General features: G+C 62.6%; 26 protein-coding genes. 12 read left to right on the top strand and 14 right to left on the bottom strand.

The window, feature by feature from the left end; translation table 11 throughout:
• The first annotated feature begins 86 nt into the window (after positions 1 to 86).
• From ACYCUK_RS00280 to ACYCUK_RS00270, 3 genes are read left to right on the top strand one after another with little or no spacing between them, the layout of a single operon-like run.
• Complete coding sequence (locus ACYCUK_RS00280; protein ID WP_461593177.1) at positions 87 to 1,070, top strand: glycosyltransferase family 2 protein; 984 nt, start codon at positions 87 to 89, stop codon at positions 1,068 to 1,070.
• A complete protein-coding gene (locus ACYCUK_RS00275) occupies positions 1,067 to 2,098 on the top strand; it encodes a glycosyltransferase family 2 protein (protein ID WP_461592876.1) in 1,032 nt (343 codons plus the stop codon). Before ACYCUK_RS00280 ends, ACYCUK_RS00275 begins: the two co-directional genes overlap by 4 nt.
• The gene (locus ACYCUK_RS00270) at positions 2,098 to 4,068 is read left to right on the top strand and encodes an O-antigen ligase family protein (protein WP_461592875.1); all 1,971 of its coding nucleotides are present in this window, start codon (positions 2,098 to 2,100) and stop codon (positions 4,066 to 4,068) included. The genes ACYCUK_RS00275 and ACYCUK_RS00270 overlap by 1 nt, the downstream gene beginning before the upstream one ends.
• A 70-nt stretch (positions 4,069 to 4,138) precedes the next feature.
• Here the strand turns inward: ACYCUK_RS00270 and ACYCUK_RS00265 are convergent, their stop codons facing one another.
• Positions 4,139 to 4,816: a hypothetical protein gene (locus ACYCUK_RS00265; RefSeq protein ID WP_461592874.1), complete on the bottom strand. Its 678-nt coding sequence runs from the start codon at positions 4,814 to 4,816 to the stop codon at positions 4,139 to 4,141.
• 261 nt (positions 4,817 to 5,077) lie between these two features.
• Here ACYCUK_RS00265 and ACYCUK_RS00260 point away from each other — a divergent pair, with 261 nt between their 5' ends.
• Positions 5,078 to 6,433, top strand: a complete 1,356-nt coding sequence (locus ACYCUK_RS00260) for a sensor domain-containing diguanylate cyclase (RefSeq protein ID WP_461592873.1) — start codon at positions 5,078 to 5,080, stop codon at positions 6,431 to 6,433.
• Positions 6,434 to 6,449: 16 nt separating this feature from the next.
• Here ACYCUK_RS00260 and ACYCUK_RS00255 read toward each other — a convergent pair whose 3' ends face one another.
• The 5 genes from ACYCUK_RS00255 to ACYCUK_RS00235 all read right to left on the bottom strand — a co-directional run bounded on the left by ACYCUK_RS00255 (position 6,450) and on the right by ACYCUK_RS00235 (position 10,739).
• Complete coding sequence (locus tag ACYCUK_RS00255; RefSeq protein ID WP_461592872.1) at positions 6,450 to 7,733, bottom strand: DUF2863 family protein; 1,284 nt, start codon at positions 7,731 to 7,733, stop codon at positions 6,450 to 6,452.
• 107 nt (positions 7,734 to 7,840) lie between these two features.
• Positions 7,841 to 8,716, bottom strand: a complete 876-nt coding sequence (locus ACYCUK_RS00250) for a hypothetical protein (RefSeq protein ID WP_461592871.1) — start codon at positions 8,714 to 8,716, stop codon at positions 7,841 to 7,843.
• A gap of 90 nt (positions 8,717 to 8,806) precedes the next feature.
• Positions 8,807 to 9,187, bottom strand: coding sequence for a hypothetical protein (locus ACYCUK_RS00245; protein ID WP_461592870.1), 381 nt, complete (start codon positions 9,185 to 9,187; stop codon positions 8,807 to 8,809).
• A gap of 17 nt (positions 9,188 to 9,204) precedes the next feature.
• The gene (locus tag ACYCUK_RS00240) at positions 9,205 to 9,534 is read right to left on the bottom strand and encodes a hypothetical protein (RefSeq protein ID WP_461592869.1); all 330 of its coding nucleotides are present in this window, start codon (positions 9,532 to 9,534) and stop codon (positions 9,205 to 9,207) included.
• Positions 9,535 to 9,581: 47 nt separating this feature from the next.
• Positions 9,582 to 10,739: a WGR domain-containing protein gene (locus ACYCUK_RS00235; RefSeq protein ID WP_461592868.1), complete on the bottom strand. Its 1,158-nt coding sequence runs from the start codon at positions 10,737 to 10,739 to the stop codon at positions 9,582 to 9,584.
• A 214-nt stretch (positions 10,740 to 10,953) separates the two neighbouring features.
• Between ACYCUK_RS00235 and ACYCUK_RS00230 the strand changes: the two genes are divergently transcribed.
• The 4 genes from ACYCUK_RS00230 to ACYCUK_RS00215 all read left to right on the top strand — a co-directional run bounded on the left by ACYCUK_RS00230 (position 10,954) and on the right by ACYCUK_RS00215 (position 16,185).
• Positions 10,954 to 11,484: a hypothetical protein gene (locus ACYCUK_RS00230; protein ID WP_461592867.1), complete on the top strand. Its 531-nt coding sequence runs from the start codon at positions 10,954 to 10,956 to the stop codon at positions 11,482 to 11,484.
• 303 nt (positions 11,485 to 11,787) lie between these two features.
• Positions 11,788 to 12,597 carry a hypothetical protein gene (locus tag ACYCUK_RS00225; protein WP_461592866.1) on the top strand — a complete coding sequence of 270 codons (810 nt, stop codon included), beginning with the start codon at positions 11,788 to 11,790 and terminating at the stop codon, positions 12,595 to 12,597.
• Between the two features lie 250 nt (positions 12,598 to 12,847).
• Entirely contained in the window at positions 12,848 to 15,121 is a 2,274-nt protein-coding gene (locus ACYCUK_RS00220; protein ID WP_461592865.1) for an AAA family ATPase, read from the top strand.
• Between the two features lie 254 nt (positions 15,122 to 15,375).
• Positions 15,376 to 16,185 carry a metallophosphoesterase gene (locus tag ACYCUK_RS00215; protein ID WP_461592864.1) on the top strand — a complete coding sequence of 270 codons (810 nt, stop codon included), beginning with the start codon at positions 15,376 to 15,378 and terminating at the stop codon, positions 16,183 to 16,185.
• Here the strand turns inward: ACYCUK_RS00215 and ACYCUK_RS00210 are convergent.
• Positions 16,182 to 17,243, bottom strand: coding sequence for an RNA ligase family protein (locus tag ACYCUK_RS00210; RefSeq protein WP_461592863.1), 1,062 nt, complete (start codon positions 17,241 to 17,243; stop codon positions 16,182 to 16,184). The genes ACYCUK_RS00215 and ACYCUK_RS00210 overlap by 4 nt on opposite strands.
• A gap of 327 nt (positions 17,244 to 17,570) precedes the next feature.
• Between ACYCUK_RS00210 and ACYCUK_RS00205 the strand changes: the two genes are divergently transcribed.
• A complete protein-coding gene (locus ACYCUK_RS00205) occupies positions 17,571 to 18,005 on the top strand; it encodes a hypothetical protein (protein WP_461592862.1) in 435 nt (144 codons plus the stop codon).
• A gap of 160 nt (positions 18,006 to 18,165) precedes the next feature.
• On the top strand, positions 18,166 to 18,354 hold the full coding sequence (locus ACYCUK_RS00200) for a hypothetical protein (RefSeq protein ID WP_461592861.1): 189 nt from the start codon (positions 18,166 to 18,168) through the stop codon (positions 18,352 to 18,354).
• A 157-nt stretch (positions 18,355 to 18,511) separates the two neighbouring features.
• On the opposite strand, the gene ACYCUK_RS00195 is transcribed toward ACYCUK_RS00200, so the two are convergent.
• The 3 genes from ACYCUK_RS00195 to ACYCUK_RS00185 all read right to left on the bottom strand — a co-directional run bounded on the left by ACYCUK_RS00195 (position 18,512) and on the right by ACYCUK_RS00185 (position 20,463).
• A complete protein-coding gene (locus tag ACYCUK_RS00195; protein ID WP_461592860.1) occupies positions 18,512 to 19,198 on the bottom strand; it encodes a hypothetical protein in 687 nt (228 codons plus the stop codon).
• A gap of 25 nt (positions 19,199 to 19,223) precedes the next feature.
• The gene (locus tag ACYCUK_RS00190) at positions 19,224 to 19,592 is read right to left on the bottom strand and encodes a hypothetical protein (RefSeq protein ID WP_461592859.1); all 369 of its coding nucleotides are present in this window, start codon (positions 19,590 to 19,592) and stop codon (positions 19,224 to 19,226) included.
• Positions 19,593 to 19,839: 247 nt separating this feature from the next.
• A complete protein-coding gene (locus ACYCUK_RS00185; RefSeq protein WP_461592858.1) occupies positions 19,840 to 20,463 on the bottom strand; it encodes a hypothetical protein in 624 nt (207 codons plus the stop codon).
• An 82-nt stretch (positions 20,464 to 20,545) separates the two neighbouring features.
• Here ACYCUK_RS00185 and ACYCUK_RS00180 point away from each other — a divergent pair, with 82 nt between their 5' ends.
• Positions 20,546 to 20,800 carry a hypothetical protein gene (locus tag ACYCUK_RS00180; RefSeq protein WP_461592857.1) on the top strand — a complete coding sequence of 85 codons (255 nt, stop codon included), beginning with the start codon at positions 20,546 to 20,548 and terminating at the stop codon, positions 20,798 to 20,800.
• On the opposite strand, the gene ACYCUK_RS00175 is transcribed toward ACYCUK_RS00180, so the two are convergent.
• The 4 genes from ACYCUK_RS00175 to ACYCUK_RS00160 all read right to left on the bottom strand — a co-directional run bounded on the left by ACYCUK_RS00175 (position 20,754) and on the right by ACYCUK_RS00160 (position 22,037).
• Positions 20,754 to 20,996 (bottom strand): hypothetical protein, encoded by a 243-nt coding sequence (locus tag ACYCUK_RS00175; RefSeq protein WP_461592856.1) that lies wholly within the window; start codon positions 20,994 to 20,996, stop codon positions 20,754 to 20,756. The genes ACYCUK_RS00180 and ACYCUK_RS00175 overlap by 47 nt on opposite strands.
• A gap of 83 nt (positions 20,997 to 21,079) precedes the next feature.
• Positions 21,080 to 21,391, bottom strand: coding sequence for a DUF2283 domain-containing protein (locus tag ACYCUK_RS00170; RefSeq protein ID WP_461592855.1), 312 nt, complete (start codon positions 21,389 to 21,391; stop codon positions 21,080 to 21,082).
• A 170-nt stretch (positions 21,392 to 21,561) separates the two neighbouring features.
• Positions 21,562 to 21,861: an HU family DNA-binding protein gene (locus ACYCUK_RS00165; protein ID WP_461592854.1), complete on the bottom strand. Its 300-nt coding sequence runs from the start codon at positions 21,859 to 21,861 to the stop codon at positions 21,562 to 21,564.
• Between the two features lie 11 nt (positions 21,862 to 21,872).
• A complete protein-coding gene (locus ACYCUK_RS00160; protein WP_461592853.1) occupies positions 21,873 to 22,037 on the bottom strand; it encodes a hypothetical protein in 165 nt (54 codons plus the stop codon).
• 296 nt (positions 22,038 to 22,333) lie between these two features.
• On the opposite strand from ACYCUK_RS00160, the gene ACYCUK_RS00155 reads away from it, so the two are divergent.
• Positions 22,334 to 22,651, top strand: coding sequence for a hypothetical protein (locus ACYCUK_RS00155; protein WP_461592852.1), 318 nt, complete (start codon positions 22,334 to 22,336; stop codon positions 22,649 to 22,651).
• The last annotated feature ends 5 nt before the right edge of the window (positions 22,652 to 22,656 follow it).

The raw sequence follows: 22,656 nt of genomic DNA, 5'->3' as shown, positions 1-22,656 counted from the left end.
AGTTAATTATACCACGAGAAGTTCGGCCATCGCTAGCCACCATCGCTATACTGTTATCAATTTTATTCTCGAAGGCCCGCTTGTCCATGCCGCAGGATGCCATTCCCCGCCCCTTCCAGACCGCCGTCCTGATGTCCACCTGGAACGGAAAACCCTGGATCGATCAGCAACTGCAGTCCCTGCTGGACCAGTCATGGCCCCATTTCAGAATCCGCATCCGGGATGATGGCTCCACCGACGGCACGCAGGAAATCCTCGAACGATGGCACCGTCTATCCCCAGAGCGGCTCACTTGGTACCAGGGCGGTTCGCGCCTGGGGCCAGCAGGGAGCTTCTCGGAGCTGGCCAGCCAATGCACGGCGGACTACGTCCTGTTCTGTGATCAGGACGATGTCTGGCATCCGGACAAGGTGGGAATCTCCCAGGCGGAAATGGCCCGCCTGGAACGGCGGATGGGCCGAAATACGCCCCTGCTGATCCACACGGATTTGACGGTCTGCGACGAGCAGCTGGCCGTCCTCGATCCATCTTTCTGGCGGCACCAGGCCCTGAACCCCGCCAAGAACCAGTTGAACCGGCTGCTCCTGCAGAACGTCGTGACCGGATGCACGGCGATGGCCAATCGGGCGTTGCTCCAGGCGGCCGGACCGGTACCCCCCGACGCCATCATGCACGACTGGTGGCTGGCCCTGGTCGCCAGCGCCTTTGGCCACATCCAACCCATCCGCATGGCGACCGTCCAATACCGGCAACATGGACGGAATGTCTGCGGCGCCCCCCGGAAAGCCCTGTCCTGGGCGTATATCCGCGACAAACTCCGGCAACCCAGGGGCGGACGGGATGGGTACCAGGCCGCCTTACGCCCCTACTTCCGCCAAGCGGAGGCATTCGCCCGTCGCTTCGACGGCACCAGGCCAGGCTACCGGCTGACCGCCTCCCAGCGGAAAATGCTCCAGGCCCTGGTAACGCTTCCACGGGAGTCCTTCCTGGCCCGTCGCTATCGCATTTTCCGTTACGGATTCTGGAAGCAGGAATGGTTCCGGAACCTGGGCTGGCTGGCGCGAGCATGAAACCGGTGATCTGGGAAACCGCCAGCTGGGAAACGCCGAAGCCGGTCCGGCCGCCATCCCCCTGGACCGCGCTGCCTCCCGAAGCGGCGTCCGTGTTACGGCCGGACGTCGCCCTTTTGGTCCCCACCCGCAACGCCGGGTTCCTCTGGCGGGACTGGTGCAAAGCCCTGCGCCGGCAAACAGTAAAACCGGGCTGGGTACTGGTCGCCGATTCAGAGTCCAGGGACGCCACCCCGCTCATCGCCGCGCGCTACGGGCTACAGGTAACCCGGGTGGATGCGCGGACGTTTGACCACGGGCTGACTCGAAACCGGATGGCCGCCATGGTGCCCAAGGCCGAAATCCTGGTGTACCTGACCCAGGATGCGGTTCTGGCCGATCCCCAGGCGCTGGAAAGGCTCCTGGAGCCATTCGCGGATCCCGCCGTGGCCATCGCCTCCGGCCGGCAACTGCCCCGCCCGGGCGCCGGCGAGATCGAAGCCCAGGCCCGGCTATTCAACTATCCGGACCAATCTCGGCGAATCCGGAAAACGGATATCCCGGAGATGGGGATCAAGGCGGCCTTCGTCTCCAACAGCTTCTGCGCCTGGCGCGCCGCGGCCCTGACCGCGATCGGCGGCTTCCCGTCCACGATCATGGGGGAGGACACCCTGGCGGCCGCCCGCCTGCTGCTTTCCGGCGCGGAAATCGCTTATGTGGCGGAAGCCCGGGTCTACCACTCCCATGCGTACTCCATCCGGGAGGAATCCCGCCGGTACTTCGATATCGGGGTATTCCATGCGCGGTTCGCGGCGGAACTGGAAGCCTTCGGCCGGCCGGAAGGAGAAGGCCGCCGCTTCGTGCGGGCCCAGTTGGAATACCTGCGAAAAGCGGCCCCTGGCCTGATCCCCGGAGCCATCCTGCGCATTGGCTGCAAGTATGCCGGCTACCGGCTCGGCCGGAAGGAACACTTCCTGCCCCGCTTCCTCAAACGCCGCCTCAGCCTGCACCCCGGCTGGTGGCGCAAACCCTACAAGGTCTCCGCCTGATGCTCTCTCGATGCAAACACCCGGTCGCGCTTGGCGCCCTGCCCCCCCTGCTGGCCTACCTCCTGTCCTGGTACTACGACGGGCAGGATATTCTCCTGCTGACGGGCACCGCCCTGGTGCTCCTGCTGTGGGCCGTCAGTTCCGGACTGGAGCGCTGGCGCCGGGGGGAGGCCCGGCCTACCGGTTTCCTGCCGGCCTTCATGCTGGCCTGGTTTGTCTGGTACGCCATGACCCTGCTCTGGAGCCCGGACCCCTACACCAGCTGGTTCTATGTCTGGACCCTGGGCGCGCTTCCGCTCGCGTTCCTGGGCTGGACGTTGGCCACTCCGACCGATCCGGAGCGGGCCGACCGCATTTGGCGCCAGTTTCGCTTCGGCGTGTTCCTCTCGGCCCTGGTCCTGGCGGGCCTGGCCATGTATCAATACTGGCACTGGACCCGGATCGGCATGTCCCCCGCGGGATTGCGCCCCTACGGCCCCCTGCTGGATACCAACAGCTTTGCCGCTTGGATGAACCTGCTGTTCTTCCCGGTGCTCTTCGTCTGGTTTCTGAAAGACGAATCCGTGGTGGAAAACCGGACGGGCCGAGGCTGGGCCTGGGCGCTTTTCGGGCTGCTCGCCCTGATCCTGCTCGCGGATTTCTCGACCGACAGCCGTGGGGGCCTGCTGTCCTGGCTGTGTACCTGGCCGTTCGCCATCTGGGCGCTGTACCGGCGGCCTCGCGTCTGGCGCAAGCTGGCAACGGTGGGACTCGCCGCCCTGGCCGCCTTCAGCGTGTTCCAATGGTCGCGCGGATTCGACCTGGTCGGCCACCTGGCGCCCAGCTTCATCGACCACAACATCTCGACGGTCTCCCGCTGGCTGATGTGGAAGGCCACTTGGCACATGTACCTGGCCCATCCCTGGGGCGGCGTCGGGTTGGGCGGCTATTTCCTGTTCTACCCGGCCTTCCGGCTTCCGGCCGAACTGGCGTCGGCGGGTACCTACGCCCATAACGACTATCTCCAGTTCCTGGCCGAAGGCGGCCCCTTGAACCTGGCCTTCCTGCTGGCCTTCGCCGCCATCCTGTTCTGGGCGGCCTGGAAACTCATCCGGATGGGGGCAACGTCCCCCGCCCGTTCCATCGCCGAATACCAAAGACTGGAAGCCGTCGGCCTGGTCCTGGGCGTGTTCGCGATCACCGGACATGCGCTCGGCAACTTCATCTTCTACAACCTGCCGCTCAGCCTGTTGGCCGGGTTGTTCCTGGCTCGCGCCTGGATGGTATTGGCGCCTCCCGCGTCCTCACCGCAAACCGGGATTCCCGCCATCGGGCGCCAACGTCTGGCGGCCGTCCTCGTCGCATTGCTGTTGGCGTGGCCGGTAGCCGACCTGCTTTGCGATACGGCCGGAGTTACCCTGATGAACGGAACCTGGGTCGGCGCCTACCTCCCCAATGCCTGGCGGTTTCCGGTCCTGTTTCGGACGGCCGAGCTGCTGTCCGTCATCCGGCCGCTGGATCCGGCGCCGCATCTGCTCCTGGCCGGCCTGTACCGGCAAAGCGCGAAGCTCCCTACGTTCACGGCCGCGCAGCGCCGGCTGCAGCTCGATTCCGCTTTGGTCCAGTACCACGCCGCGCTCGAAGGCATCCCCCGGGAAGCATCCGTTTTGAATGCCATCGCCGCCCTGATCGCCAAGCACGGACCGGCCCTGGGGCTATCCCCCGCCGCGACCGACAAGGCCGCTGTCGGTTACTGGCGCCAGGCCATCGCCGTCGATCCGGAAGACCTGGCCATCCGGTATGATCTGGCCACCTGGCTGCGATTGCACAGCCAGTATGCCACTGGGCGCGCCCTATTGTTGCGAGGCGGAAATCGGCCCCTATTGGGCCGGGAGCCGAAGATACTGGCGGCCATGATCGCAGCCTATCCGGACGGTGCTCCTCCGGGCTTTCGGCCACGAAAAGGGCCTGGCATTCCGGCCAGGCCCTGAGACTCGAAAACGTGTTTCAATCCACGCCCCTTGCGGGGCGAAGGAGCGGCTTCAACCGGTCAGGCTTTGGTCAACCGAAGGAATAGGCGGCGCCCGCCAGCCAGCGGTATTGATTCCCCTTGAAATCGCCATTGAGGTGGTTATAGCGGAATGCGGCGAAAAGATGGACCGGCCCGGTCAGACGGTAATCCGTCAAGGCCCCCACCTGCACGACGTTTGAAGACCGCACATGCACCGCGGTGCCGTTGACATCCCCCGAGGCGTTTATCCCGCCGAGATAGCCGGCATAAACCTGAATCGAAAGCCGGGATACCGGCGCCCAGGCCGCATACAGGCCGCCGCCCAGCGCATCATTTTCCGACCCGATGTGCGCCGCGCCGCCGAAGAATTCCTCATGAAACTGGAGATGATCATATCCCAGATAAGGACCTACGCGGAAATGGCCGCCCAACGGAATCAGGTAGCCAGCCTTCACGCCCACGCCCCAGACATGGCCGCCGGATGGGGTCGGGGTACCATAACCTCCGAAGTCGTAGTGAACTCCGGCAGTGCCGAACCAATTCCCCTGCAGGGTCGTGCCCCGCAAGCCCAGCCCGGCGTCCGGACCACCACTGTATTGGCTGGAGAACCCTTGCCCTTCTCCGTATACGCCTACGCTATTCATCGCGGACCGCAAGGTCCCCGCGCTCGCCGCCAAAGGGAGTCCTGCCAAAAGTACAGCCGCCAACACCGCACTGCGTTTACCCATGAAAATCTCCTTACCAGAGTTATTTGTTTTCGTTGATTCCCGAACAACGATGGATATTTTACCGCAAATGGCAGTATACCGCAAGAATTCACTTCGACGGGAACAGGATCCCGGCCAATCGCCGGATTGGCTCCAAATTCGATAATTAGTCTGCTAATTAGTTTGCGGCAATCCGATTTCCTCTGCGGAAATTTCACGATAGGCCGAATCAACATTCCGCCCTATACTGGCCGCAGGCCAATGGAAGGAGAATCGACCGAAATGGATCCGCATGGTTCGATTGTCGTCATGGGGGAAGCCTATCTGGACCTGCGGGCCGAATCGCATTTCCGGCCTGGAATCTCGAAGCCCGGTTCGCGGCTGGACCTGGGGGCGGGAGGCAACGCGTATTGGGCGGCTCTGGCCTTGCGCCGCGCCGATGTGCCGGTTCGCTTCGCCCTGACCGCCGGGACGACGGAACTGTCCCGCCTGCTCGTTGCGCGGATTCAGACGACCGGCGCGGAAGTCCAGGTATGCTGGCGGGCGGAGGCGGCCCCGGCTTGGCGCTCCACGCATCTGGATGCGCAAGGGCGGCCCCAGTCCCAGGTGACGAGCGATCCGGACCGGCGGCCGTGGCCTGCGGCCTGGTGCAAACAGGTTGTCACGAGCTGCTCCGGCGTGGTCCTGGACAGCACTCTACCTCCAAGCGCTCTGCGGCACGTTTCCAGGCTCTCCCGCGCCCGGGAATGCCCCGTATGGGCCATTATCAGCCACAAACCTGGCTGTCTCAGGCGGCTGGTCACGATCCCGTTTCATGGGGTTCTCTTCCACTCGGTCGCGGCCCAGTACCGGCGACTGGTACAGGCATGGGCCCGGCGGCAGCCGTTTCCGGTAGCCTTGCTGCCCAGCCATCCCGGAGAAGCCGGATGGGCGCAGGAACCCCATCGTCCGGCCTGCCCACTTCCGCCGCCAGCGGCCATCCTGGATTCCCGCCAGGCCGCTATGTCCGCGGCCCACTGCCTCTTGCCGCAACTGGCGGTATCGGTGGATGCCTGGGGCGAACCGCTACGTGAGGCCTGGACCGAGTTACTGGAGAAAGGGGAGGAAGCCTGGATTCGCGACCGGTCCCCATCGCTGGACCAGTATCTGGACCATTTGCGGGAGGACGCCCGCCGCGACGCGCTTACCGGATTGTGGTCCCGGGGCGCCGGAGAACGGGAGCTGGCGCGATTGCTAGGGGCCGGCCCGGCTCCCATGGCCCTGATCCTGCTGGACGTGGATCGTTTCAAACAGGTCAACGACGGCTTCGGGCATGCGACCGGGGACCGGATCCTGCAAGAGATCGCCACGCTCCTGCAGAACGGATTCCGGCAAGGGCAGCCCGTGATCCGCTGGGGCGGCGAAGAGTTCCTGTGCGCCCTGCCGGGGGCCGATGCCGTGGCCGCAGGCCTGGCGGCGGAACGGCTGCGAAAGCTCGTCGCCCGCACCATCCGAAGGCCGGATGGGCAGCCGGTCACCATCAGCGGCGGCATCGCCGGAATCCGTCCCGGAGAGACCCTGGCCGGCGCCGTGGCTCGCGCCGACCAAACCCTGTATCGCGCCAAGGCAACCGGGCGCAACCGGATCGAGCGGGAGTGATTGCGCGACAGGAATTTCAGTGCAACCGGGGATGACCCCGATCTCCGGTGTCGCCCGCTTCCACAACCTCATGACAAGATCCCACGCCCCTACCGGGGAATAACGGCCGGCCGCAATCCTCACAATACGCATCTTCCCGAAGATCGGGATCCACCTGGATTTGTTCGGGAGAAACCCCCAGCTCTGCCAGCGCCTCCACGATGGGCTTCAGTTCGACTTCCGGATCACCGTTGGTCATCCACACGTGGCCCGCGAATCGGTCATTGCCCGTAATCCCGATCCGGAGTTCGAGGCCCCCATCGGTCTGGTAAACGCCGATGGCTGCCCGAACAGACAGTCCGAGTACCGATTCCGAAGAGCGGGTCACCCGCGTCATCGCGAGCTGCAAACCCATCAGATTGCAGATCGAGACCCCTTCCTCAATCGCGTATTCCCATACGGCCGGCATCCCGACTTCGACGAAATCCAACCCCGGCAAACTGGACAGCAGGATCTGGCCGAAGGCATCCGGCCAACCGAGCAACCGGGAAGTCGCTTCCAGAATCGCGGCCGCCAATCCGGTTTCCGGCGCATCGTCTGGACGTACCCACTGAAACAAAAAACCGGGGTCGGCATCCCGCTGGGACGACGTGACCGCGAACAAAACGAAACGCAGGGCGAGGACCGAGTCCCCGGCTGGCGGCGGTTTCCGGGGGAGAAACCAGGTCTCCTGTTGTCCCAGGGAGGCTTGCCTGCACTGGCGGACCAGCCTCCAGCGCTGCGCCCATGATTTGGGGAGGTCAGAAAGCGCGTACAGATAAGGCAGCATCAGCAAGGACGGCTCCACGCCCACGAGCCCCTGTTGCCGGAGACTCCGGGCTGCCTGGTCCAGCATGGATAGACCGCCGGACAAGCCCGGCTGACGGAGTTCGGTGGGCACCGGAGCGCCTGGCTTCGTTCCCAAGCACAACGGGACCAGAAACAAGGTCATGTCGCAGGCTTCGGCTTCGGGCAGACCTTCCCCCCGGAGCGTGACCGCGATGTGGGAGGAGACGGTATCCGCCCAGGAAGCCACCATCTTGGCGGCTGAATCGAGCCCGGCGTCGTCCAGGTCTTCCAGAGCCCGCAATACATGGTGGTCCGTACCGGTATCCAGCGCCTGGGCAACCAAATCCCCCACGCGCAAAGACGGTTCGGAATTGAAATCTGCGGAGAGGCTGGTTGCGGCCTCGGCGGCCGCGAAAATCTCGCGGGCCCAGTTTGGCGGTGTTTTGGAACACTTCTTCCGTCCGGAGACTCGGGCTGCACGCTTCGTGCTCATGGGGAATCCTTCGAGCCTTCAGATAGAACCACTGACAGTGTACCGCAAATGGCGCAAAGAAAACGAGGCCGGTTGGGCCTTGTCAAGCAGAAATGGTTTCGGACGGGTCAGGGCTCCAGAGCCAGCCGGACCTCCCAGGTATTCGGTTCGCCGTCAAAGCCAGGAATCAGCACATCGGTTCCAATCAGGCGTTCATACCTGGTCAGATCCTCCCCCCATCCGTCGCTGAGTTGCCCGGATAGCCATTTCACCAGCGCGGCTTCCGTCGCTTCTGGCAATAACCAGAAATCGAAGCACCAGTTCTGATGATCCGGCTCCAGTTTCAGCGTCGTGCGCCGACACGGGATATGCCCGGACCAGGTTTCGAGTCCCGCCATGTCTTCCTGATAATCGGATTCAACCTCCTGCAAGGCGTCCCCCGGATATTGATCGGAAGCGACAAAGGAATCCTGTTCCTCGTCCCAACGAAAACGGGCGGGGACCCGGATCCGATACTGCCGGGTGCCCGTCAGAACCGGAAGCTGGGCGGCCCGCTGGCGCCTTTTCAGGTGGTCCTCCGCGATTTGCCGCGCGAAGTCGAAGTCCCCTTCGGGATCCTGTGGCCGGATGGTGCCAAGCCAGGCCTGGGCCGCGGTTTCGTCCCACAGTGGGCCATAGGGACGCAACTGGCAACAGCGGGCACGGCACTCGTTCTGGATCAACTGAAGCATCCGCCAGGAGCCGGTTTCACCTGTGGAATAGCGGGTCCAGGCGGCCGAAGCGTCAGCGGACGCTTGCAGCCGCGTAAACACCTCGCGAGCCGCGGGATCTGATCGAAAGAGGTACAGCCACAGGGAATCCGGCGTTTGTCGCGCCTTCTCGGCATAGGCCACCAGCAGTTCGGCCCGTCGCTCTGGGCTTCGCCGGTAGACGTTCCACGCCGCACGGATGGGAGGATACCGCGTCTCAAAAGAGAGTTCAGGTACTTGGGATTCGTTACTCATGGAAACACTCCGGGTCAGGGCCTGCCCCAGTATAGCCCCACAGACAGAAAACCCCGGAAATCGTTCCGGGGTGAAAAAGAAGCCTGACGATCAGGCGGGAACCCGTATGCCCATGTCCTGGGCCAGCCGCAAATAGGCCTTGACGATGACGCCCAAGCGCAACTGGGCCTCGGCATCGCTGATGACGGTGGCCTCTTCCAGCCGGCGCAACACCGGAGTCAGGGCCGCGGGCGTTTCGGGCAAGGGAACTCCACGACCGTCCAGCCAGAAGATCACCCGACTTGCGTCGACGTTCCCGCCGAAATCCCGCAACAAGGGATGGATCCCGGATACCTCGACGTCCAATCGCCCATCTCCGAACGGAATGCGGACGGTCGCGCGCTGGTAGAGCCGGTTGACGGTATCCGTCCGGATGTCCGCTTTCAGCAGGGCTTCGATCTGCGCCGGCGTGAACAGAATATGTGTGGTCATGATACGATCCTTTTCGGTCACAAAACACGAACGGCGTGTCGCAGCCGTCGCAAGTATTCCTGGCAACTGTCGGCATACTCCTCGCAGTTATGGCGGTAGGCCGGGTCCAGCGGACCACTACGTCGGAATGCCCTGGAAAGGAACGGGGCGGCGGCCATGGGGTACCAAGCCCAGCCTTCCGGCAAGGAAAAATGGCCCCAGTCGAGCGCCTTGAACCAGCGCGCTTCCCGAAAATCCGGGGTGGCGGCCGCAACTTTGCAGATCGCTCCGGATTTCGATTTGGTGGCTAGGGCAAATTCACCGGTTACGGCCCGAAACAGGACCAGGCGTGTCGTTGGTTGTGGCATACGCGTATCCTCCGAGGCGGAAAACCGCCCCTGTCAAACAAGACTGGTCAGGCGGCGTCTTCGTCCGAATCATCGGAAACAGCGGAATCCGGCTTGAACTTGAGTTGCCCGTACTGCGCCGAGCTGGGGTCCAGATCGTCCCGCACCCCGAGATAGACCGGCTGATACAGACTGCCGCCATCCGGATAGGCATACAGATACCGGATTTCAGCCTGTTCCCCGATCGCAGGGATGGCGTGATTCGCGGGGATCGTCACATTGCCGACCGGAATCCACTGATCGCGCTGGGGATCGAACAGCTCCAGGGCGACACTCCGCTTACTGACATGCCGGCTCAAAACCCGCGCGGTCAGCGTGGCATAGAACTTGAATTTCCGGACGGACCCTTCATAATTGGGGCGGCCCGGCGTATACCGGGAACTGACGTGCTTCAAGACCACGCCTTCCTTGCCGGAATCCCGCAAGGCTTTGAAAAAGTCCAGTTTGCTTTGTGCGTACTCCGGGGAAGCACGAGGAATTCCGAATCCGGGCGTCGGCGCGATTTCGATACCGGGCCGGCTCGACAGGTGCCGGTAGACGGCGGTCAACCGGGAGGACAGGATGCCGTTGGGGCCATCCAGCCGGATTCCGAACCCCCGCAGGAGGTCAAAAGCCACGAAACGATCCGCCAGCAATTCGCCATCGAGCAAGAGCGGCTGCTCGCCAAAGCTCTGGAACGCCCGCACGATCTGTTCCGGAACGGAAACCGCCCGCCCCTTCCGGTTGGTGGCCACCACGGTACCGGACTCATTGCCGATCATCAGCCGGCGGCCATCGTACTTCTCCTGTACCAGCCAGTCCGGATCCCGAAGCAAGGCCATCAGCACGGCTTCCGGCACTTCGTTCAATAGCTGGGGAATCCGTCCCGGAATCACTTCGGCCACCGTCGGCACGGCGGAATACCCGCCGCCAGCCTCCGTTCCGGCCATCGGCTGATAGCCCTTGCGAACCTTCTCCCCAACGAGTTTCTCGTAAGTCTTGCGGGCCACCGGTTCGGCCACGGGTTGCGGCGTCTTGGTTCCGGACGTCAGCGCGCTGCCGCGCCGGCCGTACTGAAAGGGAACCTCGAATCCTTCTGGTGTTTCCACCAACTGGACGTGGTACTCCTTGTCGGAACCCCCTTCCTGGAACAGGAGACTGACTTGTTCGATGTTGGTCTTTGGCATATACTACTCCTATGGGAATGTGATCCATGACGGATCGGCTTCTGGTCCTGTCCAGTATAGCAAAAGGAGCTTTGTCGATGAATCTCCTGGAAGCCCTGGTGGACCCAAGCGGGGCCTCCCGTTGAAAAGTCCGCTCCAACCTTTGGAGAACCTGAACTTGCTTGATACATCTAAGGCTGCCCTGGAAACCCCCCATGCACCGGACGGACTAAACTTGGAGAACCCCTGGTCGAGCATCGCGCGCCCCGCCGAAATCCTGCGGAAGTGGACCCGTCTGACCGAAAGCCGGCTGGGACGGTACGGCCCCCGGCCGACACCGCCGTCCGCATCCCAACCTCGGACGCCCCCGGCGACACCGCCAGCCAAGCCGGATTCGGATCGCCCGGATACGCAATTCAAGCCTGTGGGTGGCAGTCCGGTTTCTGTCGAGGAGGCCTGGACCTGCATCAAGGCATGCCGGATCCTGGCCGTCTGGCCGGAAGCCACCGATGCGCAGGTCGGCACCGCTCGAGACCAGCGCATCATGGAACACGACCGGCAGAAACCCATCTGGAATGTGGGCGACGACTACCGGATCGGGCTTATCCGGGCGGCGGCCGCCTACCTGCTGGGGATGTCCGCTGATGAAAGGGGCGCGAGACTGGCGGCGGAACTGCAGGAGGCTTACGCAACGGCGCTGGCCCACGCCCTGTTGGCTCCAGCCAAGAGCCCACCGGCCGGGACGGGCACCGCCCCGCCGCGCTAGCCGAATTCCGGCCTGAAGAGTCTTCCGCTGCTCCGCCTCTAATCAAGTGCCGCGGGTAATCATTGGCTAACATCGTTACCCGCGGCACCTTGCGGCAATCACGTTAGAAGGCCGCCCTGAATCAAACCGCCGCCGGTAGCCCCTGAAAGGGCTACCTTCAAAATCATAAAAAACTGCAATCATATCGCCGCTCAATTAAATTGTTTCCAATCATATCGCCGCTCAGGCATAACGCCGCCCACTCCTTGCTATGCTGGTGGTTGGCCGGTCGGTCCCGTTCGGCAACCACCAGGAGGAACACCGATGCGCCTATTCTCCGCCCCCCGCTGTCGCACCCGCTACTGGTCCTGTTCCACCCTGGCCAACCGGCTCTATGCGCAGGCAGGCGTACCCAAGCCGGAAGCCGCCACAATGGAGGACTGGAAGGCCTGGCGGACGGAAGCCCAAGGCCGGCATCCGTTCCTTTACGCCCTGATCGAAACCTGGTTCGAGCGCCTCCAGGACCTCTGCTACTTTCCGACCGACGTCCTGGAGGAAGCCCGGCACCAGTGGCTGAACCGGGTCACCCGCTCGCATACCCTGCCCAGCGACCTCAAACCGGGCGGCTACTATGACCTGGACACGGTCCTCCTGCACAGCCTGTTCACGGCCCTGGTGGACTTTGTCGAGATCGAAAAGGCCGCCCGGCGGACGAGTTCAATCGAAGATCGGCATAGCCTGCCCTGGTGGGCGCGCCACCGGTTTCTCCGCTGGAAGCCCTGGCGCTCTCCCAAGGATGGCCTGGCATATCTAGCCTGGGAGGCCGGTCTCGACGATCCGGAACTGGCCGAGCACCTCCGGAGTCCGGCGCAAGCCCGCGTGGCGCGCGAAATCCTTGCCTTGTATCATTGGTGGAAGATCGAACGGCCGGCCCGTACGGACCCGCACGACGCCTCCGGCTGGTCCGCCTGGTGCGAGAACCACCCCCCGTTCGCGAATGACAGGACCCCGGAAGACCGCGACGAACGCTTCCGAATCCTGGAGCGGCTGCGGGAACTGGAAAGCCAGTACCAGGAAGAGGACACGGACCGGTTGATCCGCCTGATCCGCATCCGGTCGGAGCTCTGGACCTGAACCGGAAGATCCCGGCGGGTGCCGAAACCAGCGAGCCTTCGGTTGTTGGCAAAAAGCCGGCCATGAGCCACGCCAGGCAGGAGATCCTGCCGGTAGCCGTATTCCAAGCCCGCTAGCGGAGCGCGGAGTTAGCCCGCTTAGTTGCTTCAGGGAGCAGCCTCAGGGCTGCTCCTCCGCTTGCGGCCCCGCATGCGGCCCCGCATGGGAGGTTCTGGCCTATACTGGGCAGGACCTTGACAAGGAGTGGCTTATGTGTGACGAAACCCTGTTGGAGCTGGAAGCCGGAAAACTGTATATCCTGTCGGGGCTTCCGGGCTGCGGCAAAAGTTCGGCGATCCAACGGTCCGGACTGGAAGAATTCACTCTGTCCAGCGATGGCCTGCGTCAGCAGATACTCGGGAATCGGTTGGCGCCCGTGGCGGGCCCAGTCGGTTACCGGCGGATCCCCTTGGCCCATCAGGACGGGGCGGTATTCCAGGTCTTGGAAGCCATGGTGGAGGCGCGCATGCGGGAAGGCTTGACCACCTTCGTGGACAGCACCGCCATTTCGGATGAAGAACGGTCCCGGTGGGCGGCACTCGCCCACAAGCACGGCATGAAACCCTGTGTCCTGATTTTCGATCGAACCCTGGATCAGGTCCGAAGCCGGAATGCGCAGCGGATCCAAAGCGTGCCGGAAGTCGTCCTGCAAAAGTTCCAGGAGCGTTTCCAGGCCGACAGCCGGTTTCCGTGGAAACCGGTGCCCGATCAGTCTCTTTTCCGGCTCGTGCCGAGGACGCTGCCGTCTGCTGCGATCGATGTCATCGGCGACGTCCATGGTCTGCTCCCGGAGCTGCTGCGGCTGTTGGATCGCTTGGGTTACCGGATGGCTAGCGGAGTGCCAGGCCATCCGGACGGACGGCGTCTGCTCTTCCTGGGCGATATCGTCGACCGGGGACCGGACAGCATCGAGGTCCTGCGTCTGGTGGCGAACGCGTGCGCCGCAGGGCATTACGCCATCCTGGGCAACCATGAAAATAAGCTGCTGCGGTTCTGGGACGAGAAGGCGAAGGGCGAGGCGCACGCCGGGTCTTTTTCCTCTGCGGAAACGGCGGTGGCCTTCATGCGGCTGCCACCGGAGGAGCAGACGCGGCTGATCGGGTTCCTGCGAGAGTCGCCGGCTTCCTTTGTCTGGGAGTCCGGAACCGAGCGCTGGGCGTTTTGTCATGCCGACGTGGAATGGTTTGATCCCTTGCGGACGCCAAGGTCAGACCTACTGTACGGGACCAAGAAGAACAAGGATTTTCCGGAGAGCCCAGCGGTTGCGCCCAGCCTGACGGTGGATCAGCGGTACCATGCTGGCTGGGAGACGCCCCTGGCCGTCCTGGGCGGAGGCGGCGTCAACGCGTATCGATTGATCCGGGGTCACGTCCCCCAGCGGGTTCCGGTGGAAAGTGTCTTTTCCCTGGAAGAACGCCAGGCGTTCGGGGGCCATCTGGTGGCACTGCCCTTCGATCGATTCATACGGAAAGGGGCGGATCGCGCGGCCTTTGATCACTGCGTGGTCCGGCAGGCGTGCGCCTTCGATTTCGACCGGCATCAGGCACAGCAACGCCGACTGCACCGGGGCCTGATGGCCCTGAAAGATCGGGGCCTGGTGCAGCGCCAACGGCAGCCGCAGACCGGCTTGACGCTCTACAAGTACAGCCGCAAGGTGTTTTACGACGCGTTATGGGCAGCAGACCCCTTGTTGCTGAAGGCGCGCGGATTGGTCCTGGATCTGGCCGGCAACATCGTCCAGCATCCGTTCGACAAGGTATTCAACTACCGGGAGAACGGCACGGGGCTGGACATTACGGAGGACCGGCCGGTACTGGCGGTCACCAAACTGAACGGGTTCCTGGCCTGTGTGACGGCGGATCCCTACCAGGCCAATCAACTGCTGGTAACGACCACCGGCAGTTTCGATTCCCCGTTTGTCGCGATGGCGCGAGCCATGCTGGAGCGCGGCGAGATTTCGAAGATCTACCGGACGTTGCGGGACCAGGACGTCACCTTGCTGTTCGAGGTGTTGCATCCGGAGGATCCGCACATCATCCCGTATTCCGAGAAGGAATTCGGCGCCTGGCTCATCGGGGCACGGGGCAAGCGGCAGGAAGACCGGTGCTGGGCGGAAACGGCGCTGGACGACCTGGCGGGCCGGCAGGGCTTTCGTCGCCCGGCCTGGGAAACGACGACCTTCGGCATATTGCGGGCGAAAGCCCGGGAAGCCCGGATCGAAGGCTGGATGGTCCGCTCGGCGGATGCCGCCGAAGATTTCCTCCTGAAGCTGAAGACGCCCTACTACCTGACCACGAAATTCCTGGGCAGGATGGGCGACAAGCACATCGCGCATCTATTCGGCAATCCACGGAATTTCAAGGAAAAGGTCGACGAGGAATTCTACGAGTTGGTGGATCGGCTGTCGATGACGATGGACCAGGTCGCCTTCCGGGCCTTGAGCACGGAGCAACGGATCGAATTGATCCGGAGCCTGGTGGCCTGATTTTTCGCTGCGGACTTCGGTCCGCAGCTTTTCTATGGGCGGCCGCGTTTCAAGAGGAGCGGCCCCGGATACCGCTCCGGAAGCGCCCGCTCGCCTGGGCGGGGCCGCGTCCGAGTTGCCAAATCCGGCATGCTGCCGGTTGTCGGCGCTGTCTTTTGGTTATGTACCGTATAGCATCAGCTTATTTTCTTGATAACGAACCGACCTCTCTGTTATGATGAGGCATTCTTTTTCACCTGGCCTGGGATCTCAAGATGTATCTGCGTTGGTTGTCGGACCTCCACGTTGACGTCAACAAACCGAAGGATGTGAGGCTACCCGCTCTACCGACCGATCCTGAGACCGTCCTGGCCTTGCCGGGCGATTTCGGGACGCCGAAAACCATGGCCGACTGGCTGAACCTGCATGCCCGGACGTTTCCATACATCCTCCTGGTGCTGGGCAACCACGACCACTGGGGTTTCTCGCGGGAACGCGCCGTGGCCAAGTGGCAAGAAGGCCTCGCCAAGCATCTGACCGGCGAATTTCTGGCGCGGATCGTCCTCCTCGAAAACGAATGGGTGGACCTGGCCGGCGTCCGATTCTTTGGCACCACGCTCTGGTCGGATTTCAGCCACGCGGACCCCGCCGTTCTCCAGGCCGCTCGCCTCGATCTCCAGGACTACAAGCGCATCCGGACGGCCGGCGGCACGCAACGGTTCCAGCCCCGCCATGCGGTCATCGCCCACGATCAGGCGATCGCCTGGCTTCAGAAAGCCATCGCCGAACCGTTTGCCGGTCCGAAAATCGTCCTGACCCATTTCGCGCCCAGCCGCAAGTCGTTGCCGGCGAGCTGGGCGGACGATCCGCTGGGCGGTGCCTATGCGAATTCCATGGAAGCCTTGCTGCGGGTATTCGGAGAACAAGGCGTCCGACGCTGGCTGCATGGGCATATCCATACCGCGGCGGAATACCGGATCGGACAAATCCGGGTGTCCAGCAACCCGTTTGGGTATCCAGGAGAGCAAGGTGCGACCGGTTACCGGCCCGACAGAGTGGAGGACCTGGCCGGCGACTTTCTTTAGGCCGAAACCGGACTGGAGTCCGCCAGCTTGTTCGGGATCAGCCGCCGCTGCCGCCAGTGCTGGGTCTCGGCCACATGGCCCTGACGCACGAACTTGCCCACGTGGGTCGGAAATTCCGCCAGGGAAAAGGCGTCGGCCACCCGAACGACATAGCCTTCGTGCTGGTCCCGGTCGGATTCCCGCCAGAGCGCCTGGATCTTGCAGGCTTCGAAGATACCGTCGTAGAGCACCGGCACGGGCGTCACCCCGAGGAGCTGGAACCATTCCAGGGTTTCGTCCCACGGCAGGCACCGGTTATGCCCGTCCCACAAGGAGAAGCCCATGAAGTAGGTGGGCAGGTCGTCATAGGGCAAACTGTGCCGGGCGTAGAGATTTTCCCCGCAAAGGCGCCAGCCTTCCGGAAGCTCCGCGGCGAATTCCGTGCGGAAGCGCTTGACCCAGGCGCGGTCTTCCCCGCCCCGGCTGTCGAGACTTCGAGCATGAATGTAGTCCCGATACATGGTCGTGTTTTCGCCATCCATCTTGCGGGTGACGACCACGCGCCGGCCTCCGAAGACGGCCAGGGACGGCAGAATCCGGTCATCCTTGCTGATGGACTGGGACCAGGGCAAATGCCAGGTCCGGGGATACTTGACCCACTGCCGGAAGAGATGCAGGACCTGTCCTTGCACCAGGATCTTCCGGACGCTGGGGTCGTCGAAGAGTTCGCCGCGCATCCGGGTGCCATCGGGCAGGACGGGGTTCCCCCATTTGTCGTAAGGCTGGTCCGGGTAGAGATGCGGAGGCAGAATAGGCCGGGTGATGCCCGCCGCGAGCCGGACGTCTTCCACGGATATCGTGGTTTCCTCGCACTGGATATGATGGGCATCGCAGACGGCGGCGCCGTTTTCGAGGTAATAGCCGCCGTCCGGCCAGAGCCGCCGTTCCAGGATGTGATGCGCGGCCGTCGCCGCCTGGCCACAGCCGAACACGCATTGGCCGCGGGCGCGCGCCAGTATCCCTTCCCGAAATTCCGTGCGGGAAAGCAGTTTGGGTTGGGCGATGCGCGGAGCGGTCATATTCGGTTACTTCCTGACGCTAAATACGTTATTATTATACCACAGGTATTGTTCCGGTACCAGGGCCAGCAAACCGGCCCTATACTGGGCAGATCCCCTGAAAAAGGAAAAGGAGGAATGTCGAATGCCTACGAAGGCGAAAGTTTTTACTCACGAAGGGAAAATCTATCGGCTCCGTCGGATATCTGTTAAAGAGCGGGAACGTGGCTACACGGAGCCCTGCGAAAATCAGTACAACATCCTCCAGCGGAGGATTACAGCCCCCTGGGTGTTCTTCAAGTTTGGTTTCTGGCGGGAAATCGAGCGCGAACTAATCCCGAGCCATGCATGGATATCGCCCGGGTCTTGGCCCAACGATTGTCCAGCGCCGCCGCGTCTCGGCTGGAAACGGACACTCCGCCCTTCCTGGTGGTCCTGGACGGGCTTCCCGCAGATTCTCTCCAGCGAAATCCGCATCTGCGCCGCCTCCTGGAAATGGCGCGTTCCCATCGAATCAGCCTGATGCTGTCTCGCCAGTTCCCTACGACTCCTGATGATGCATTCCAGACCAATATGGCCACCCGGATCTACCTCCAGAGCTGGAATGAAGCTGCTCAGGCCTACTTTGCGCAGGAAACCGGCCATCAGACCGCCGGTTCGCGGGGGCTGGTCCCCGGTCAGGCCTCCGATCTCGCACTGCTTCTGTCGGGCGAGGCCTACGTCTGCCAGGATGGCGATCGCCGTCGAACCCGGTTGGCCGGGTACCCGGCCCTGGCCGCCTAGCGGACCGGGAGACACCTCCCAAAAGAAGCCTCCCGCTTTGTGGGGGGCTGACTCGTATTAACGGCGTCTGCCTGTCTTCTGTCCTCGCGTAACCGAGCCCGGGCCACGGTCGCTATATTCAGGCACCAACCCAGGCCATTTCACCATCAGGAGAGACACCATGTTGACGAACACCGCCAGCCAGATCGCCGTCGCCCGCTTCCAGGATGCAGTCGAGTCCTGGAGTTCTCCTGAAATACAGGACACTCTGGAATCTCTCCAGGGTAAGCGTACCGCCTGGGCCAAGGCCCGGGCCGAAGTTCTCCGGGAGGAATTGGCCGCTCGCATGGCCTTCGGAGACCTGCACTAGTCTCCCATCTTCCACCTCTGTTTCAGGGCGCCCTTCCCGGCGCCTTTTCTTATGTTCAACTCCCCGGCGAGGAGAATCGCTTGGCGGCGTGGGCGGGGGAACCGGTTGCCTGCTGTTCCATCCCCGAACGGGAGGCCGTCCTGGAGGCGCCCCAGACTCAGACGGGATCGGACCGGCCGATCGCTTGGCCAGGCCGGTCTCCGTCCCGAAAAGCGGCCAAGGCCCAGCCCATGACATAGCTCAGCAGCAAACCCCACACCAGGGAGCCCCCAGGGTGGCGAACCGGGTCCAGGTAGGGCAGCAGGACGGCGACGAGGCAGACGGCGAGCGCCAGCTTCCGGGACACTACGCGCAACCTGGCCAGAACCAGGAAAATCAGCAGCGACGGAACAGCGCGCACCAGCGCGAATAGCGCAGAGCCCGCCCCGGTGGCGATCATTCCCATCACAACGCTCCCGAGCAAGCCGCTGTAGACCAGTGTGGGCACGAGCTGTTTCCAGCAAAAAGGCTTTCGCACCAAACCGAAGCCGAAAGTCGAGCTCTTGGCGGTAGGCCGAACGGCCGCCAGCAAGGCGTCGCCATCCCGGACAAACCGAGCCCGGTCCCGCAACACGAATCGCAGCGGGTCATGAGCGGCATCGTTCCGGATGCCGGCCAGCTTTCTCAGCCGGGCGGCCATGCCGACAGGCAAGCGGTCTTCGACTGACGACGCCAATTGGCCCAAGCCGGTACCAGTGGCGTTCCAGTGGGTGCGCAGCGCATCCTCCAGCACGGCGGAGGCGATCAGTACGCATTCGATGTCGGACTTCGTCCGGACCAGGGTTGATATTTCGGTATTCGGCATAAGGGCTGCTCCCTGGCAGGTTCGATTAAAGAACGGAAAACGCCGACCGGCGCTGATGGGCGGCCTGACGCCGGTCTTCGGCCTCTGCCGCAGCCCGGAAGTCCGCCGCGGACCCTTCCCGCAAGGCTTGCGTCATTTTCCGGCGGGGATCCTCGATCGGCAGCCTGTGCTCCTCCCGGTCGAGATGGCCAAGGTGTTGGGCGCGACGCCAACGGATGGTATCCCGGGCGCGGGCCTGGAAGTCGTCAGGCGTACGGACCTGCCGGATATCGATCCCGGCCTCCGCGAAAAGCGGGCCCCATACGTTCAGGGCGGCCGCGGTCAGGCGGTATTGGCCATCCACCTGCAGGAATGCCTGGTCGATGGTCGGCAATTTTTCGGGAAAAGGCAGCATGGGGATCTCCTTAGGTTCCGCTGATCAGTATACCGAAAATGGCTTAAATAATCCAGCGATACGGAATCAGAACACGCAAATATGCGATTACCGGCGGAGCATTGCGTCGCACTTTGGCAGTAACGGTTCTGCTCAATATAGGTTGGTCCTGGCGAATTCGATCAGGGAGCAGCCGCAGGGGCTGCTCCTCCGCCCGCATCAGGACGGGTTCTTCCCGAACGACCAGACGGGCTTGGGTGCGGTTCCTTTACGGATCGGGCGGCCAGCCCAGTCCGGTATCCGGAAATGGGGGGGCGAGCCTCGGCCACCGGCTGGGCAGACCGTATTCGGCGCCATGAGCCGCGCACAACCGTTGCAGCCACCGGGCGAAGGATTCGTCGATGAGGCCTTCGACGGCGTCCCAGACCTGGTAGGGCAGGCGAAGGTATCCGGTTTCCGCCGAAGAAACGACCAGCCAGAACGCGGAAAATTGGTTTGGCAATGGGCGTCCTGCCGGACTCAACCACCGGTCGTCGCCCAACATGGCCCGCCGGGCCTCGTTCAGAGCCATCTGCAAGGCAATATCACCATGCAGGCGGCCCAGGTCGAAATATCGCTCGGGGAGTAGGAAGAAATGGGAGAAGAAACCGGAATGCTCCGGGTTACTGGCGAGGTGAATCCGTAGCACGGCCAGCGCCCCCCGCTGACCAAACGGCAGCAGGGCATAACGGCTGACCAGGCTCACCGGAGCTTCGGTCGTCAGCCGGCGCAAGCCGGCACGGGCTTCGGCTGCATAAGCGATGGCTCTTGCCGTCTGGGCTGCCAGGTCGTGCAACGGCATGCGGGATCCGTGCACCCTGGCGGTATCGGGATCGGACGGCATGGGGGACATGGATTTTCTCCTTCTGCGGATGTTCGATGGGGTGTGGCTATATTCAGGCACGTATCAGGCCATTTACTTAGGAGAGATCCCTATGAACGCAGTCCAGTCCGCAGTCGCATCCAGACAGATATTCCGTCAGCAGCAGCAGGTGGGCGTGGTCTACACCCGCCGCTACTCGGAGTTCCAGGAAAGGCGTCTCGTCGAAATCGCCCACCAGCGCGAAGAGGCCGCCCAGATCGTGCAGTACCTCCAAGATATTGAGGACCAGGGGTTTACCCTGGACGCCTTCCATTACCAGCTCAGGAATATGGCCGCAGCGACACTGCGTCATCGGCAAGCGGCCTAAATACCGCACCATCATTTGAGCTCAGCAGGGAGCCTTCGCGCTCCCTGTTTTCTTTTCTCACTCCCAGGTGCTCGTTGACGCACCGCGTTTCCGTGGTGTAGCCGACAACCAGTTTGCCCATGAAAAATGCCGCCGTGGCCGCCTCCACCGTGCCGCTGTCCGGCTCACCGCCACGGAACGGAATGAGGTTGGCCACCACGGCGTCGAGGCCTGCCCGGCGCGGGACCGGTCGGATGGGGCGGCGGTGGTCTCGGCATCCTTCGGCATCGGCGCGGTAGCTTAGACCCGTTCGAACGAAAACTTCGTCAGATCAACGCGGGCGCTGGCGTGCTCGATGATGAACGCGCCAATTTCTCCATGCTCATCCATATCGATCAAGGTGTTTTTATCAAAATCCCTGTTTTCGCCCACGTTGTACGCGCGCAACTCAATATACAGTGTGTCGATGTCCTGAAAATATTTGATTTTCACAATTTTAATCCTCCATCGCCACCCAGCAAGGGCAATCCGTTTCCGGCTTCCGCCGATTGATGCCGCCACCGCCGCTGGGCGGCATTGACCATGGCGGCTTCCTCCATTATTTCGCGTCACGGTTCAGAATCAGTATCAAACCCATATATGTTTTTGGCTTCGGGCATGGGGCTAATGGTATGCCCTTATGGACATCCATTTTGGCACCTAAACGGCAACCTAACGGCTCTCCTTGGCCTTCAATTAGTGCCTTACACCTATCGCATGTCTTTTTCACGATCTTCTTCCTTTTAACCCAATTCCCGACTAACGAATGGCACCGGCTGCAAACACCTAAACCCATGGAACGATCCACACGAATCCGACCTGATGAACCAACCGGACTCGGAGGCCTTGAGCACCAGCTCGTCCTTCGCTGGCACATGGACTTCTTCCCCGGTCACGGGATTGTGGGCCGTCCGCGCCTCCTTGTGCTTCGCCTGGAACGTGCCGAATCCGTGGATGCGGACCTTCCTGCCGTGGAACGCCTCCAGGGCGACAGGACCAAACAGGGTATCCAAAACGGCGACGGACGCCTTTTTTACGGCCACACAACCATATTTTACTGAACCAGGGGGAGATCCCGGAGGATCGACTCCAGGAGGAGGCGGTCCATCGGGTCCCGTTCGGCCTCCAGCTTTTCCTGGAGCTTCGTTCGAAGCACCCAAACTGATTCTCTGGGGTCCAACCCGTAGTCCCGGAGGATTTCTTGCAGTTCCTGTTCCATCTGAAGTTCCTTTGTGTCCTTCCTGTCGCAACAGCATTATTATACCAAAAGTGGTGTATTTACACAAGGCATGGAAGCGGCTGGGTGACCGTATTCACCCATCGGGAGAGTGCTGAAGTATCGGTACGGCGCGGCCTCCGTTTCCCCGGACGCGCCGGGCCGCCCGGGACTGGCCGAACAACGCCGAGGCCGGCGCCCGATGGCCGGATCCGTTGCCGACCGTAGGACGATGGCGAACGCCAGGCGGTAGGTTCCGAGACTATACTGGATAGGGCCATTTCCAAGGAGGAAATCACATGCGGTTTGAAGCCGAGCAGTTTTGGAAGACCCGGGGCGGATCTTTGGTGTACATCTCCGCAGTCAATCTCGACGCACGCTACCCAGTACTTGGCTGGATCTCCGATGACCCCGATGTCTGGCGGGCGTTTCAGGCGGGAGAACGGATGTTCGATTGGATTCGCCATTTCCGGTGGTCAGGCTGGACGCTGGACGGTGACTACCTACTCCGGACGCTAGAGCACCCTAACGATCTGGAAGGCTGTTTAAGCTCACGCGATCCCGGATATCCGCCCTTGGTAAAGGGCGTGGCCCCATCTGGTTGCTGGAGATTTTAAGCCGG

The organism is Thiomonas sp. (assembly GCF_054608695.1).
The sequence above is the reverse complement of the archived record's forward strand: the minus strand, read 5'-3'. Positions and strand labels throughout refer to the sequence as shown.